The sequence below is a fragment of the Pseudomonas sp. Pseusp21 genome (genome assembly GCF_059492145.1).
Genome location: NZ_CP168520.1, coordinates 4,824,477 through 4,840,160 on the forward strand (window position 1 = coordinate 4,824,477; position 15,684 = coordinate 4,840,160).

14 protein-coding genes are annotated in these 15,684 nt (G+C 60.1%); 6 read left to right on the forward strand and 8 right to left on the reverse strand.

From position 1 onward, the window contains the following. Positions 1-5: 5 nt before the first annotated feature. From ACEN93_RS21800 to yaaA, 4 genes are all read right to left on the reverse strand, one after another. Positions 6-1,175, reverse strand: coding sequence for an alginate biosynthesis protein Alg44 (locus ACEN93_RS21800; RefSeq protein WP_074691175.1), 1,170 nt, complete (start codon positions 1,173-1,175; stop codon positions 6-8). 35 nt (positions 1,176-1,210) lie between these two features. Further along, positions 1,211-2,692 carry a mannuronan synthase gene (gene alg8, locus ACEN93_RS21805; RefSeq protein WP_163974069.1) on the reverse strand — a complete coding sequence of 494 codons (1,482 nt, stop codon included), beginning with the start codon at positions 2,690-2,692 and terminating at the stop codon, positions 1,211-1,213. A 106-nt stretch (positions 2,693-2,798) separates the two neighbouring features. Next, complete coding sequence (locus ACEN93_RS21810; protein WP_495610491.1) at positions 2,799-4,115, reverse strand: nucleotide sugar dehydrogenase; 1,317 nt, start codon at positions 4,113-4,115, stop codon at positions 2,799-2,801. A gap of 810 nt (positions 4,116-4,925) precedes the next feature. Continuing rightward, complete coding sequence (gene yaaA / locus ACEN93_RS21815; RefSeq protein WP_011332561.1) at positions 4,926-5,705, reverse strand: peroxide stress protein YaaA; 780 nt, start codon at positions 5,703-5,705, stop codon at positions 4,926-4,928. Positions 5,706-5,987: 282 nt separating this feature from the next. Between yaaA and ACEN93_RS21820 the strand changes: the two genes are divergently transcribed. The 6 genes from ACEN93_RS21820 to ACEN93_RS21845 all read left to right on the forward strand — a co-directional run bounded on the left by ACEN93_RS21820 (position 5,988) and on the right by ACEN93_RS21845 (position 11,103). Next, positions 5,988-7,112: a polysaccharide deacetylase family protein gene (locus ACEN93_RS21820; protein ID WP_495610492.1), complete on the forward strand. Its 1,125-nt coding sequence runs from the start codon at positions 5,988-5,990 to the stop codon at positions 7,110-7,112. Positions 7,113-7,461: 349 nt separating this feature from the next. After that, positions 7,462-8,856: a PhoH family protein gene (locus ACEN93_RS21825; protein WP_495610493.1), complete on the forward strand. Its 1,395-nt coding sequence runs from the start codon at positions 7,462-7,464 to the stop codon at positions 8,854-8,856. A 101-nt stretch (positions 8,857-8,957) separates the two neighbouring features. After that, entirely contained in the window at positions 8,958-9,431 is a 474-nt protein-coding gene (moaC, locus tag ACEN93_RS21830; RefSeq protein WP_007957321.1) for a cyclic pyranopterin monophosphate synthase MoaC, read from the forward strand. Continuing rightward, complete coding sequence (locus tag ACEN93_RS21835) at positions 9,428-9,670, forward strand: MoaD/ThiS family protein (protein WP_039769463.1); 243 nt, start codon at positions 9,428-9,430, stop codon at positions 9,668-9,670. Before moaC ends, ACEN93_RS21835 begins: the two co-directional genes overlap by 4 nt. 3 nt (positions 9,671-9,673) lie before the next feature. Next, complete coding sequence (moaE, locus tag ACEN93_RS21840; RefSeq protein WP_039769465.1) at positions 9,674-10,126, forward strand: molybdopterin synthase catalytic subunit MoaE; 453 nt, start codon at positions 9,674-9,676, stop codon at positions 10,124-10,126. A gap of 200 nt (positions 10,127-10,326) precedes the next feature. After that, the gene (locus ACEN93_RS21845; RefSeq protein ID WP_074691177.1) at positions 10,327-11,103 is read left to right on the forward strand and encodes an ABC transporter substrate-binding protein; all 777 of its coding nucleotides are present in this window, start codon (positions 10,327-10,329) and stop codon (positions 11,101-11,103) included. A gap of 108 nt (positions 11,104-11,211) precedes the next feature. Here ACEN93_RS21845 and ACEN93_RS21850 read toward each other — a convergent pair whose 3' ends face one another. The 4 genes from ACEN93_RS21850 to rhlB all read right to left on the reverse strand — a co-directional run bounded on the left by ACEN93_RS21850 (position 11,212) and on the right by rhlB (position 15,624). After that, on the reverse strand, positions 11,212-11,853 hold the full coding sequence (locus ACEN93_RS21850; RefSeq protein WP_039769469.1) for a helix-turn-helix transcriptional regulator: 642 nt from the start codon (positions 11,851-11,853) through the stop codon (positions 11,212-11,214). Between the two features lie 93 nt (positions 11,854-11,946). Further along, positions 11,947-13,074 carry an NAD(P)/FAD-dependent oxidoreductase gene (locus ACEN93_RS21855; RefSeq protein WP_495610494.1) on the reverse strand — a complete coding sequence of 376 codons (1,128 nt, stop codon included), beginning with the start codon at positions 13,072-13,074 and terminating at the stop codon, positions 11,947-11,949. Positions 13,075-13,088: 14 nt separating this feature from the next. Then, the gene (locus ACEN93_RS21860) at positions 13,089-14,033 is read right to left on the reverse strand and encodes an ornithine cyclodeaminase family protein (RefSeq protein WP_039769472.1); all 945 of its coding nucleotides are present in this window, start codon (positions 14,031-14,033) and stop codon (positions 13,089-13,091) included. Positions 14,034-14,157: 124 nt separating this feature from the next. Next, entirely contained in the window at positions 14,158-15,624 is a 1,467-nt protein-coding gene (rhlB, locus tag ACEN93_RS21865; RefSeq protein WP_074691183.1) for an ATP-dependent RNA helicase RhlB, read from the reverse strand. Positions 15,625-15,684: the final 60 nt, after the last annotated feature.

Below are 15,684 nucleotides of genomic sequence, written 5' to 3' on the forward strand. Positions count from 1 at the left end.
TCGACTTAAAGACCGGCAGCCATGGCTTTGTCGATCAGCCAGTTCAGGTTCGGACCACGGTCGCTGTTGACTTCCACCGGGCGGCCGGCGAAGCGGCTGTCCAGCGGCTCGTCAGGCTGGATCTGCACACGGATGTCGGAGGACAGGTCGGCACTTTTCAGGCTGGTGCTGCTGACGATCTTGCCGGTGCGGGTCTTGTCTTCGCCGGCGATCTGGAAGCTCACCGGGGTGCCCGGACGCACGTCGCCGAACTGGCGATAGGAGAAGCGCGCATCGACGGTGGCCTGGGTGTTGCGCGGCACCAGCTGGAAGATCACGTCGCCCTTGCTCGCGTATTGACCGTCGGCCACCAGTTGCTGGGCCACGGTGCAATCGCACGGCGAGGTCAGGGTGCCGGTCATCTGTTTGCCGAACAGTTCTTCAACCTTGGCCGGGGACAGTTGATCCTCTTCCAGGTGACCTTTGAGTACGTCGAGCATGCTGGTGCTGAACGTCGCCAGCGGTGCGCCCTTGGCGGCGACGCCGTCGGACTTCACCAGGCTTTGCACGGTGCCGTCGCGCGGCATGGTGATGTTCATCCCCGGCACGCTGACCAGACCGGCCTGCGCATGGCTGACGAAGTACATGCTGTACACCGATTTGAAAATGAAACCCGCCGCCACCAGGCCGACCGCGAAGATACCGGCGCTGAACGTCACCGCTTTCAGACGCCCGAACGGGGTCATGCCGGAGTCGCCGTCCTTGACCTTGCGGGCCTTGGTGAAGTTGTCGCGCTGCAGGGTTGCCAGCACTTCGCCGATGCTGACGATGTCGCCGGCCAGGTGCGAAGTGATCAGGTGGCGCAGGGTGGAAATGTCCTGCGGCTCGAGGTTCTGGAACTGGCAGCCAGCACGACCCGTCTGGCGGTCGTAGGAGCGCACTTGCAGTTCAACGTCCATGGCCAGGCCGAGGTTGTCGATGACGAACTGCAGACGCGCCTTGTACACCTCGCCGACGGTCAGCGGCAGTTGTCCGGCGTTGAACGCCAGACCACCGGCGGACAGGTCGAGGACCCGCGCTTCAACCGGACTCCGGTCGGGGCCGAAGAAACGCAGCTTGGCCGGGATTTTCACACGGGCGTGCTGGCGCTGGGCTTCGGATTCATGCACTACGTTGGCGTTGACGGCGGTATTCATGGGGGCGATTTCCTTGTTAATTCAATAGGGGCAGGTCAGACCATCATCAGCAGCACGGCGACGAAAATGCTGCCGGCGGAGAAGGTCATGGTCCGAGACGACCAGGTGTTGAACCAACGTTGAAAGCTGGCGAGATCACGGGTCAGGGAAGTGGGTTGTCGGGTCCAGGATTGTTGGTCGAGGCGGAAGAACACGTAGATCTTCACCAGCGCACCGACGATCTGGTTGTAATAGAGAATTGCCGGGTAAGCCGGGCCGATCCGGTGGCCGGAGCAGGACAGCAGCAGCGTCAGAATCAGACGGGTGATGCCGATCCACAGCAGGTAAACCAGGATGAACGCGGTGCCGTACTTGAAGCTGGCGATGATTGCCACGGTCAGGCCGAGCAAGGATGTCCACATCGATACGCGCTGGTCGAACAGCACCACCGAGGTGAAGGCGCCGAGGCGTTTTACACCCAGACCCAGAGCCCGGGAGTTCTGGCGCAGGTTGTTGCCGTACCAGCGGAACATCAGTTTGCGGCTGGCCTTGATGAAGCTCTTTTCCGGCGGGTGTTCAACGGTGTTGATCGCCGCATCCGGCACGTAGAAGGTGTCGTAGCCCAGGCGCATCAGGCTGAACCAGCTCGACTTGTCGTCGCCGGTCAGGAATTTGAAACGGCCCAGGCGCCAGTGTTGCAGCGAGTCGCTTTCAACGTCGGCGATGAATTCCGGGTTGGTGACCACGGTGGCGCGGAACACCGACATGCGCCCGGTCATGGTCAGCACGCGTTTGGACAGGGCCATCGAGCACATGTTGATGTGGCGCTGGGCGAAACGCAGCTTGTGCCATTCGCTCATGATGTAGCCGCCGCGCACTTCGCAGAATTCGTTGGTGGTCAGGCCGCCGACGTTGCCGAACATCTGGAACCACGGCACGGTTTTGCGCACTACGCCTTCGCCGAGCACGGTGTCGCCATCGATCACGGCCACCACGGCGCGGTCGTCCGGCAGGTGACGGGAGATCGCGCGGAAACCATAGGCCAGGCCATCGCGTTTGCCGGTGCCGGGAATGCGTACGAAGTCGAGTTTCACGCGGTCTGGCGGATTCATCCGCGCCCACAGTGCCTTGACCAGCAACTCATCGGACATTTCGACGATGGAGCAGACCACGGTGGTTGGCAGTTCGCAGTCGATGGCTTCGCGGATCACCGAGCTGTAAACCTGCGCGGTGGTCAACGCGTCGATGCGAAAACTGGTGACCATCAGAAACACATGGGACGGGTCCGCCGCCTTACCCAGCTTGCGAACCTTGCGGCGCAGGTGCGGGTAGACGATGTAGAGAAAAATCATGCCGCGCACAAAGTGCGTGGCACCCATCGAGTAGCGCCAGATACCTACGGCGCCAATCAGGAAAATGAAGTCCTTCGACTCGGAGTCGAATGTGGACGTGGGCAGCATCAGGGCCAGGCCCATCAGCAGGCTCAGAAACAAAAGCCAGCCGGCGGATTGCAGAAAAAAATGTTTGAGCTTGGACATGACCGTCATCCGAAGGTGATGGGAGCTTTAAGCGACAAGCTTCAAGCTTCGAGCTGCAAGTGAAACGCTTTGGCTTGCAGCTCGAGGCTTGTCGCTTAGGGCCGAGTTACCAGCAGATGCCTTCAGTGCGGCTACCGGCGCTGGTGGCCTTGGACATGAAGCCCACCAGGTCGATCACCTGCTTGCCCTGCGGCGCCTCTTCGGCGAGGGCGCGGAACTTCTCGTCGCGGTTGCCCAGGATGATCACGTCGGAGTTGTCGATCACCGAATCGAAGTCCGAATTGAGCAGGGACGATACGTGCGGGATCTTCGACTCGATGTAGTCCTTGTTCGCGCCGTGGACACGGGCGTACTGGACGTTGCTGTCGTAGATGCTCAGGTCGTAGCCTTTGCCGATCAGCATCTCGGCCAGTTCCACCAGCGGACTTTCGCGCAGGTCGTCGGTGCCGGCCTTGAAGCTCAGGCCCAGTAGGGCGACTTTGCGTTTGTCGTGGCTTTCAACGATGTCAAAGGCGTTCTGCACTTGCGATTCGTTGCTGCGCATCAGCGAGTTGAGCAGCGGCGCTTCGACGTCCAGGGAACCGGCGCGGTAGGTCAGGGCGCGCACATCTTTCGGCAGGCACGAACCGCCGAAGGCGAAGCCCGGGCGCATGTAGTACTGGGACAGGTTGAGGGTCTTGTCCTGGCAGACCACGTCCATCACTTCGCGGCCATCGACGCCCACCGCTTTGGCGATGTTGCCGATCTCGTTGGCGAAGGTCACTTTGGTGGCGTGCCAGACGTTGCAGGTGTACTTGATCATCTCGGCGACGGCGATGTCCTTGCGGATGATCGGTGCGTCGAGTTCTTCGTACAGCGATTGCAGAACGTCACCCGACGCCTTGTCGAACTCGCCGATGACGGTCATCGGTGGCTGGTCGTAGTCGGCGATCGCGGTGGATTCACGCAGGAACTCTGGGTTGACCGCCACGCCGAAATCGACGCCGGCTTTCTTGCCGGAGCAGTCTTCGAGGATCGGGATGACAACGTTTGCCACGGTGCCTGGCAGAACGGTGCTGCGCACGACGATGGTGTGACGGGTGTTTTTTTCACGCAGGACAAAACCGATCTCGCGGCACACCGCTTCGATGTAGTTCAGTTCCAGGTCGCCGTTCTTCTTGCTCGGCGTACCGACGCAGATCATCGACAGGTCGGTGTCGCGAATCGCTTCGGCGAAGTTGGTCGTACCGCGCAGACGACCGGTCTGGATACCTTGTGCGAGCAACTCACCCAGGCCCGGTTCAACAATGGGAGATTTGCCAGCGTTGATCATGTCGATCTTGTCTTTGGCAACATCGACGCCCACCACGTCGTGGCCCCGAGCAGACAGGCAACCGGCACATACTGCGCCAACGTAACCCAAACCAAATATGCTGATGCGCATCGCAATTACCTCTGTATATATCAGGCCTTAGAGGGCCGGAGTTAATGGTGTTCAGCGTTCATTAGTGCACTCGAAAGTGCGGCATACAGGCGCCACAATGCCGTGTGCAGGCATACTAAGTTTCGAGTGTCTAAATAAGTGCACTCAAGATGTGCGTAACCAGGCCTTGTTGTTATGACGTGCCCTGTTATGCAGCCGATCTTCTTTGGAGAAGACTCTTGTGCAATCGTCTTGCGCGCTCGATGTCAGGATGAAAGTCCCGTAAATCAAGCGGTTGGGTGCTCAGGCGAGCACGTTTATAAGGGCGCGGCCATGGCCTTTGTAGGGGATATTAATGGTTCGTATCTCCTGTCCATCGTCTGCTTTGAGACTAGTTAGTCATCTAGGCAAGTTGCTGTGACAACTTGGTTACATGGCTATCTGCTCCGCGTAAGTTATCTCGTACAAACTCGGCGAGAATCGTTACCGGTGGTATGAGCTATGCATTCGGACGAAGTTCCTGTCCGCTCATCGCGAAATCTGAAATTTCTTGAAATATTGTCAGAGATGGCACCAGTATCAATTTGATAGCAATTTCGTTTTCGACCTTTAATAACAGGCGAAAAATCACGTTAGATAGTTTTGTGCCACTACGGTGAAAAAATTTAGGTGCCACTACTGAAAAAAATGATCAGTGTCGAGTGAAACTAATCTTAGAAAAGGCAGGGAGGTTTTTCTGGCGCCATTAAAATGGCGAAATGTGGCGAGGGTTTTTTGACATCGTGCGAGCTGCACGACTCTTCATATAAAGAGTCGTGCATTAGGCATGCTTTATTCGGGGGCGTGATCGCGTAGAAACACCAGATTATCCGGTTTCGATTGCTCGGCGCTGTAGCGATAACCCTGCACATCGAACTGTTTGAGCAGGGCCGGATCGTTGATTTTTTCCTGGATCACGAAACGGCTCATCAGGCCTCGGGCCTTTTTCGCGTAGAAGCTGATGATCTTGTATTGGCCGTTCTTCTGATCCTTGAATTCGGTGTTGATGATCCGCGCGTTCAGGGCCGTGCGCTTGACCGCCGAGAAGTACTCGTTGGATGCCAGGTTCAACAGCACGTCATCGCCCTGATCGGCCAGCGCTTCGTTCAGCCACTCGCTGATGCGCGTGCCCCAGAAGGCGTACAAGTCTTTGCCCCGGGCGTTGGCCAGTTTGGTGCCCATTTCCAGGCGATATGGCTGCATCAGGTCGAGCGGGCGCAGCAGGCCATAGAGGCCGGAGAGCATGCGCAGGTGTTTTTGCGCGTAATCGAAATTGGCTTCACTGAAGGATTGCGCGTCGAGACCGGTGTAGACGTCACCCTTGAACGCGAGCAGCGCCTGCTTGGCGTTTTCCGGCGTGAACGCTGGTGTCCAGCTGCCGAAACGCGCGGCGTTGAGGCCGCCGATCTTGTCGGACACGTGCATCAGTTCGCTGATCTGCGCCGGGCTCAGTTCGCGCAGTTGCTGGATCAGTTCCTGGGAATGGTCGAGGTATTGCGGCTGAGTGAAGCGCTGGGTCGCCGGCGGTGTTTCGTAATCGAGGGTCTTGGCGGGGGAAATCACCATCAGCATGAAGTCGTCTCCTTTTAATCGTGGGGGCGATTCTAGGGGGTTGGGGCGGATGACTCCAGCTATCAGGTCCATAGGTGATCGGCGGTGTGCCACCCAACCCTGATCGTTTCCACGCTCTGCATGGGAATGTAGTCAGTGACGCTCTGCGTCACCCCGGCAGCGGACGCAGCGCGTCCGGGGAGGCGTTACCACGCAGAGCGTGGGAACGATCATCTGTGTGCCTGCAGGAATTACTGTCGGATCGGCTATAGTGCGGCGCGGGTTTTGTAATGGAGACACCCTTTGCGCATTGTTCTTTTCTTCACCGCGTGGCTGTTGAGCGTCGGTGCCGTTGCGGCGCCGGGCGATATCGCGACGCTGGATCGCAGCACCTGGCCGGAAAAGCTCGACAACCCGACGCTGTTCGACGTCGCCTCGCGGGCGGAAATCCTGATGTTCGCCCGGGGCCTGCTCGGTACCGAAGCGCTGGACGAGGCGGCGCTGGCCCAGCGCCTGGGGCTGCGCACAGTCAATCTGGATGCGATCAACAGCCTGCGCGGGCGGCTGTGGCAGCGCCTGCTCGCCAATTACAACTTCGCCCAGCAAAGCTGCGATCAGGACGCCTCGTTCTGCTTCCTCGTCGAAGACCTGCCGACCCTGCGCGAGCAGGCCGCCAAATTCGTGGTCAGCGACGAAAGCTATTACACCAAATGGGCCGAGCCGAGCCGGATCTTCCATCTGCAATATCTCGATGAACTGATGCGCAAGGCGGCGCTGTCGCCGCAGACCAGCAGCGAAATCGATCATTTCGGAGACTACGAGCGCAACGGCGACGACATGCACGATCGCCTGTTTCTTCTGACTTTCGACAGCGCCGCCAACCTGCAGCCGGACAATACCGACTGGCTCGCCGAGTACCTGCGCAAGTCGAACCTGAGCGGCACCTTCTTCATGTTGGGCAAGGATGTTCAGGCGCGATTGGCCGACCGTTCCGTCAGCAGCCTGCAAGCGGCGTTTTCGCAGCAGTGCGTCGGCGTGCAGGGCTGGGAATTCAGGTCCCACAGCCACTGGCAGGACTGGCAGGATTCGGTGCGGCGCAGTGCCGATCTGGTCCGCAACAAGCTGCCGGAAAACTACGTGCCGCTGTTCCGTCCACCGGAAGGGCAACGTCGCGGCGATGCCCGGAGCTTTTTCAACAGCCAGGGCCTGCAAGTGGCGCTGTGGGACATCGATGCCCAGGACGGCGCCGGCAAGCTCAAGGGCGCTCCGAGCGCGCAGCGGGTGCTGACCCTGATGCTGCTGTGGCGGCACGGGGTGATCAATTTCAACATGAAACAGGATGCGGTGAAGACCGCGTTGCCGTGGCTGATCACGCAAACCGCGCAAAGCGGCATCGGCTGGGAAGACTGTCAGGACGCGTTTCGCTGAAAAACGGCAAGAGCCCGGAAACATTGGGCTTGGGGTGAATTTTTTGCAGAATTCGATGCAGGCGGACTTCCGACTCTAACGGGGGCAGGGCGGTCCGCCAAGGGCTTTTCGTCACTTTGCAAAATAAACTTCAAAAAAGCGTCAAAGTGCTTTTTTCTGTCACGGGTTTTGGAGTATTACGAAGTCAGACCGCCGAAACCTGCAACACAGGTGGCGTCTTCCAAGACCCATTTTGTGTGCAGTTCACCTGCTATCCCGACAAAAGCTGTGCAGGTGGATTCGGCAGTCACTTCGAGGCGCAGCACCGCCGAGGTATTGCGTCGAATGGCTCCCACAAAGGTGACCGAGTATGGATGATCACGGACGTAGCCCTTCCTCCAACCAGCCAATCCTTTATGTACTCGATACCAACGTACTGATTCACGATCCGAACGCCCTGCTGAATTTTGAAGAACACCACGTCGCGATCCCGATGACCGTGCTTGAAGAGCTGGACAAGCTCAAGAGCGGGCATCACAGCGTGGCCGCCGAATGCCGTCAGGCGATCCGGCTGATCGACAAGACCCTGGGCGATGCCTCACCCGATGATGTCGAACAGGGCGTGCCGATCCAGCGTGGCAAGGGCGGTCCGAAGGGCTTGCTGTCGATTCTGATGAGCAAGCAGGCCGAATCGAACCTGATTCTGCCCGAGCATCTGAACGACAACAAAATCATCAACCAGCTGATTGACCTGCACACCCGCGACCCGAAAAAACCGGTGGTGCTGGTCACCAAAGACATCAACATGCGCCTCAAGGCGCGCGCATGCGGGATCGACGCCGAGGACTACAGCACCGACCAACTGGTCGACGATGTGTCCCTGCTGCCCAACGGCTATCACAACATGACCGGCTCTTTCTGGGACCGCGTGAGCAAGGTCGAAACCCGTCAGGACCACGGCCGCACCTGGCATCAGGTGCAGCTGATCGACAACCTGCCTGCCGTGCATATCAACGAATTCATCATTGATGAGCAGGGCTTCGTCGGCTGGATCAAGGAAATCAAAGAGGACAAGCTGTTGATCCTCGACCTGCACCAGGAACCGCTGTTGCACCAGGAAGCCTGGGGCCTCAAGCCACGGGACATCTATCAGAGCCTGGCGCTGTATGCGCTGCTGGATCCGGATATTCACCTGGTCAACCTGTCCGGTGCCGCCGGTTCGGGTAAAACCATTCTGGCGCTGGCCGCTGCGATCGAGCAGACCATGGTCAGCAAGCGTTATCGCCGCATCATCGCCACCCGCAGCGTGCAGGGCCTGGACCAGGAAATCGGCTTCCTGCCGGGCACCGAAGCGGAAAAAATGGAGCCTTGGCTCGGCGCCATCACCGACAACCTCGAAGCCTTGCACATGGATGACGAAAACACCCATGGCAGCGTCGACTACATCCTCAGCAAAGTGCCGTTGCAGTTCAAATCGCTCAACTACATTCGCGGTCGCAGCTTCCAGCAGAGCCTGATCCTGATCGACGAATGCCAGAACCTCACGCCGCACCAGATGAAAACCATCATCACCCGGGCCGGCGCCGGTTCCAAAGTGGTGTGCCTGGGCAACCTGGCACAGATCGATACCCCTTACCTGTCCGCGACCAGTTCCGGGCTGACTTACCTGACCGAACGCTTCAAGGATTTCCCCAACGGTGTGCACATCACCCTGCAAGGGGTGCCTCGCTCGATCCTGGCCGAATACGCCGAATCGCATCTGTAACCGTCAAATCGAACCGGGCGACTGCAAAGTCGCCCGGTTTTTTATGTGCGCAATTCTGACCCCCAGGTTTACAATCGACGCTCCTGATCAGGAGTAATCCCGTGCTGACTCATCTCGATTCCCAAGGTCGCGCCAACATGGTCGACGTCACCGAAAAAGCCGTGACGTTCCGTGAAGCGACGGCCCAAGCGCTGGTGCGCATGCTGCCCGACACCCTGCAGATGATCGTCAGCGGTGGCCATCCCAAGGGCGACGTGTTCGCCGTGGCGCGCATTGCCGGCATTCAGGCGGCGAAGAAAACCAGTGACCTGATTCCCCTGTGCCATCCGTTGATGCTGACCGGCGTCAAGGTCGAGCTCAGTGCCGAAGGTGACGACGCGGTGCGCATCGTGGCTCGCTGCAAATTGTCCGGGCAGACCGGTGTCGAGATGGAAGCGCTGACCGCCGCCAGCGTCGCCGCGCTGACGATCTACGACATGTGCAAGGCCGTGGATCGCGGCATGACCATCGAAAGTGTGCGCCTGCTGGAGAAAGTCGGCGGCAAGAGCGGGCATTTCCAGGCGGAGCAGCCATGAACCTGACCGTGAAGTTTTTTGCCCGTTACCGCGAGGCGCTGGGCGTGGATTCGGTGAAGGTCGAGGGTGATTTCTTCACCGTCGATGACGTTCGTGCGTTGCTGGCGCAGCGTGAGGGGGCCGAGGTGCTGAGCGAACAGAACCTGATGTGCGCACGCAACGAAGACCTCTGCCAGCTCGACGAGCCGGTGGTGGATGGCGACGAAGTGGCGTTTTTCCCCACCGTGACCGGAGGCTGAGCCATGCACATTCGGGTGCAGTCCGAACCGTTCGATCCGGGTGCCGAAGTCAACGCGATGCACGCGGCCAATGTCGGCGTCGGCGCGGTGGTGAGTTTTGTCGGCTACGTGCGCGACTTCAACGATGGCCTCGATGTCGCCGGAATGTTCCTCGAACACTATCCGGGCATGACCGAAAAGGCCCTCGGCAAGATCGCCGTTGAAGCCGAGGAGCGCTGGCCGCTGTTGAAGCTGGAAGTGCTGCACCGCATCGGCGCGCTGGAACCGGGTGAGCCGATCGTGTTTGTCGCCGCTGCCAGTGCCCACCGCCAGGCAGCGTTCGACGCCTGCGCCTTCGTCATGGATTACCTGAAAACCCGCGCACCGTTCTGGAAGAAAGAGAACACCAGCGACGGCCCGCGCTGGGTCGAAGGTCGCGACAGCGATCATGCGGCGGCGGATCGCTGGAAGCAGTAAATCTTCTTTTATCCCCTCTAGTGCATCAGCCGACCATTGGCTGATGCCGATGGCTTTTGCCTGATTGACGATTTGTACATGAAAGTCCAATATGGATTTACAAGTACAAAAATAGTCTCATGCTTGAAGCTTCAGGCTTGCCGCTTGCAGCTGCTCTTCTTCGTCTTGCCAAACCAACAACAACCCGCGAGAGAACGAACATGAAGAAATTCCCCCTCATCACCGGTCTGGCACTGAGCCTGTTGGCGTGCAGCAGCGCGTTCGCCGCCGAGAAAACCCTGCGCATCGGTATCGAAGCGGCGTATCCGCCCTTCGCCTCGAAGACCGAGAAGGGTGAAATCGTCGGTTTCGACTACGACATCGGCAATGCCCTGTGCGCGCAGATGCAGGTCAAGTGCGTGTGGGTCGAGGGCGAGTTCGACGGTCTGATTCCTTCCCTGAAAGTGAAGAAAATCGACATGGCGCTGTCGTCCATGACCATCAACGAAGACCGCAAGAAGTCGGTGGACTTCACCCACAAGTACTATTTCACCTCGTCGCGGCTGGTGATGAAGGAAGGCGCGAGCGTCGATGACCAGTACGCCAGCCTCAAAGGCAAGACCGTCGGCGTACAGCGTGCAACCACCACCGACCGTTACGCCACCGAGGTGTTCGAGCCCAAGGGCATCAACGTCAAGCGCTACGGCAACAACGAAGAAATCTACATGGACCTGGCGGCCGGGCGTCTCGACGCGATCTTCGCCGACACCATCCCGCTGAACGACTTCCTGTCGATGCCGCGCGGCAAGGGGTACGCCTTTGTCGGGCCTGAGCTGAAGGATCCGAAGTATGTGGGCGAGGGCGCGGGGATCGCGGTGCGCAAGGGCAACACCGAACTGGTCAGCCAGTTGAACAGTGCCATCGACGGCATTCGCGCCAGTGGCGAATACCAGAAGATTTCCGAGAAGTACTTCAAGTCGGACATCTACGGCGACTGATCGTCCGCCATCGCTGGCAAGCCAGCTCCCACAGAGATTTTCGGTGTACACAAAACCTGTGGGAGCTGGCTTGCCAGCGATGAGGCCGTCAGATTCACCGCAAAATCTTCAGCCCTTCAATTCCTTCAAATGCTTGTACACCGTCGCCCGCCCCATGTTCAGCACATTGGCCACATAGTTCGAGGCGCTCTTGCCCTTGAACGCCCCCTCGGCGTGCAGCGCCAATACCAGTTCGCGTTTGTGATCGCGGGTCAGCAGGTTCAGGCTCAGTTGCCGTTCGCGTAGCCAGGCGTGCAGAAAGGTGTTGATCCGCTCCTGCCAGTCATCGCGAAACAGCGAGTCCGGTTGCGGGATCAGTTTGCTCGGCGAGAGGAACAGGTCCAGCGCAGCTTTGGCATTTTCGAACAGCGAAATATTCAGGTTGATGCACAGCACCGCCAGCGGATGACCTTCGCTGTCGCGCAGCACGGTGCTCAGGCTGCGAATCTTCTGGCCGTCCCAATTGAGCTTTTCATACGGGCCGATGTTCCGTTCGCTGACCTCGTCGCTGAGCATGTCTTCCAGTGACGATTCGTCGCCGATCACCCGTTTCGACAGGTTGTTGGCGATGTAATCGACCTTCTGCGTGCGCAGGTCGTGCAACACCACTTCGGCATGGGGAAAGAACAACGTGGCAATGGCATCGGCGATGGCGTGGTAGTTATCCAGCGCGGCGTCATGCAGCTCGGGCGTGTGTTCGGGGGCGGTCATAACTGTGGAGCTCCAGGCAACGTCAACGCCCCCGTGATCCGGGGGCGTTGCGAGTGTGCCGCAATCCGTCGGGCGCGTCATCCGGGCGGACGGTCAGGTCAGGCGGGCAGGGGCGAGCATGGCGGCGGTCAGGCCGAATTGTTGAAGGTGTTCGGGTAACGATTCACCACGCACCAGCGCGGCGCTGGCCTGGCCCATGGCCGGGGAGGTCTGGATACCGTAACCGCCCTGGGCCGCGACCCAGAACAGCCCCGGCACCTGCGGATCGAACCCGGACAGCAAATCGCCGTCAGCGACAAAACTGCGCAGGCCGGCCCAGGTGCGGGTCGGGCGGCGGATGGTCAGGGTCGTCGCTTCCTCGATCTGGTAAATGCCCATGGCAATGTCCAGTTCTTCGGGTTGTACGTCGTGGGGTTCGACCGGGTCGGCGTTGGCCGGCGAGCCGAGGAACATGCCGGCGTCGGGCTTCATATAGAAGGATTCGTCGAGGCTGACCAGCATCGGCCAATGGTGGATGTCGACGCCCTCCGGGCCGGCGAAAATGAACGCGGCCCGGCGTTTCGGTTGCAGGCCCAGCGGCCGGGCACCGGCCAGTGCAGCGATCTTGTCGGCCCAGGCGCCGGCGGCGTTGATCACGACGGGAGCGCTGAAGCTCTGGCCGTTGGTCTGCACTTGCCAGATGCCGTCGGCGTCGCGGCTCATTCCGAGCACTTCGCAATCGGTCTGCACCTGGCCGTTGTTGCGGCGGATACCGCGCAGATAGCCCTGATGCAGGGCGTCGGTGTCGATGTCGCTGGCGGTCGGGTCGTAGATCGCGCCATGGACTTTCTCCCGACGCAGGATCGGCAGCCGCGCGCAGGCTTCATCCGCGCTGAGCAGCTGCATCTGCGGCACCGTGGCCTTGGCGCTGAGGTATTGATTGTTCAGCTCGGCGGCGTCGCCGGTGAAGTCGACGGTCATTTCGCCGCGCGGGGTCAGCAGCGGGTGCTCGCAGAAACCGCTGGGCGGATGGTCGAAGAATTCGCGGCTGGCCTGGGTCAGCGCCCGGACCTGCGCAGTGCCGTAAGCAGCGGTGAACAGCGCAGCCGAACGCCCGGTCGAGTGATAAGCCGGGTGCGACTCGCGCTCCAGCACCACGACCTTGCCATGTTGCGACAGCCAAAAACCGGTGGAAGCGCCGGCAATCCCGCCGCCGATGATGATGAAATCTGCATGACTCATGAAAATCTCCGGTGTCAGCGCTGCAATTGATAGACGGCGTTGGCCAGGGCGATGTCTTCCAGGCCCAGACCGATGGAGCGGAAAAACACGTGACGGTTGTAATCGGGGCGCTGCACTTTTTCGCTGAGCAGATCCGCGAGATCACCGAGGATCGCGCTGTGGTCCCAGCCATGTTGTTCGCTGGCGATCAGCATCTCGCCGGCCGAGTCCGGGGTGGTCATACGATAGTCACAGAACACCTGCATGTCGTTGAGGCTTTGCGGCGGCACTTCGTGGGCGCGCGGTGCGTTGGTGCTTATCGAAGTGATGAGCGCCGGTTTGCTTAAAGTTGCCGGGTCGATCACGGGGCCGGCGGACGAGGTGCAGAGCATGATCACGTCGGCCTCGGCGATGGCGGTTTCGCGGCTGTCGGCGATGCTCACCCGTGAATCAAGGGTTTGCAGTTGGCGGGCGGTTGCCGGGTCGTCGCTCAAGGTCGGCGAGTACACACTGATGCTCTGCCAGTCGCGCAACGTTTTGACGTAATGCAGGTGCGCCTGGGCGACCTTGCCGCTGCCGATGATTGCCAGTCGCGTGGCTTTCAGGGGGGCGAGGGCATCGACCGCCACGGCGGTGGTCGCAGCGGTACGGGCGGTGGTCAGTTCGCCGGCATCGCAGAGCAGCAGCGGCTGGCCGGTGTGCATCGACATCAACAGCGTCCACGCGGTCACCAGCGGGCCTTGTTCGCGAACGATGTACGGCGAAGTCTTGACCCCGTACACGCCGTCTTCGGCCAATACGCCGAGATAGTTGATGAAGTCCCCAGCGCCCTGGGGGAACTCCACCAGTTGCTGCGCCGGTTGCACCGCATGCCCGGCCGCCAGATCGCGGAACAGCTTGCGCAGGATCTGCGGCACATCGATCCGGGCCAGCAGCTCGCGGGCCTGGGTTTGGTCGATCACGTAAGGCGTACTGGACATGTTGGACTCCGCAGATTGTTTCTAAACTAATTTGTCCATTATGGACTTTTAGTTTTGTTGAACAATATCCGGGCGAAAAAAAAGCGCAGTCCGTTGCCGGCTGCGCTTCGCTTTATAGCGTCGCTTACTGTGGACGCTTGCGCTCAACCGCCCGCAATAGATGGGTCGGCGGCGTTTCACAGCTGATCTTGCGACCGAGCTTTTCTTCGATGGACGGCAACTGATAGGAGTCGTCCTCACCGGCGAAGCTGATCGACACGCCGTCGGCGCCAGCACGACCGGTACGACCGATACGGTGCACATAGTCGTCCGGGACTTCCGGCAGGGTGAAGTTGATCACGTGGCTGATGCCGTCGATGTGGATACCGCGCCCGGCCACGTCGGTGGCGACCAGTACCCGGATCTTGCCTTCGCGGAAGCCTTCGAGCGTCTTGATCCGCTTGTGCTGCGGCACGTCGCCGGACAGTTGCGCGGCGTTGATGCCGTCACGCACCAGGCGTTCTTCGATACGGCGCACTTCGTCCTTGCGGTTGGCGAACACGATGACCCGCTCCCAGCCGTTGTCGTTGACCAGGTTGAACAGCAGTTTGTATTTGTCGGCACCGGCCACCGCGTAGATGTGCTGCTCGACGTTCTCGTTGGCCACGTTGGTGACTTCGATTTCGACGATCGCAGGATCGGTGGTCCACTGCTTGGCGAGGTTCATCACGTCCTCGGTGAAGGTCGCGGAGAACAGCAGAGTCTGGCGTTCGCTTTTCGGCGGGGTCTGGCGAATGATCTGCCGGACCTGCGGGATGAAGCCCATGTCGAGCATGCGGTCGGCTTCGTCCAGCACCATCACTTCGACCATGTCCAGGTGCACGTCACCGCGCTGGTTGAAGTCAAGCAGGCGGCCCGGGGTCGCGACGAGGATGTCGCAATGGCGCGCTTCGAGGTGCTTGAGCTGCTTGTCGAAGTCCATGCCGCCGACGAACGTCATGACGTTGAGGCCGGTGTACTTGGTCAGGTCGGCTGCGTCCTTGGCGATCTGCACCACCAGCTCGCGGGTCGGCGCGATGATCAGCGCCCGTGGTTCGCCCATGTAGCGCTCTTTCGGCGGCGGGGTCTGCAACAGCTGGGTGATGATCGAGATCAGGAACGCGGCGGTCTTGCCGGTGCCGGTCTGGGCGCGGCCGATGGCGTCTTTGCCGGCGAGGGTATAACCCAGCACCTGGGCCTGGATCGGTGTGCAATACGGGAAACCCAGGTCGTGGATGGCGTGCATCAGTTCCGGGGCGAGCTTGAAATCGTGGAAGCGGGTCTTGCCTTCCTGCGGCTCGACGACGAAGTCTTCGAGTTTCCAGGGAATCACCGGCGCCTTGGGCTTGGGTTCGCGACGTGGTTTGGCCGGTTTCGGTGCTTCGCTGCGGGCCGGCTCGGTAGCGGGCGCGGCAGCTGGAGCGGGTTTCGGTTCGCGTTTGGGCGTCTGGCGGTCGGCCTGGCTGGCATCGTTGCGATGACCGGGGGCGTGCGACGGCGCAGTGGGGACTGGCGCGAGCTGCTCAGCCTCGCTTTTACCGAACATTTTCTTGAGTGCTTTGAGCACGGTCATCTCATCAATTGGTTAAGGAATGTACGCCGGCCAGTGTAATGCAAGAAACGGGCGCGGCGT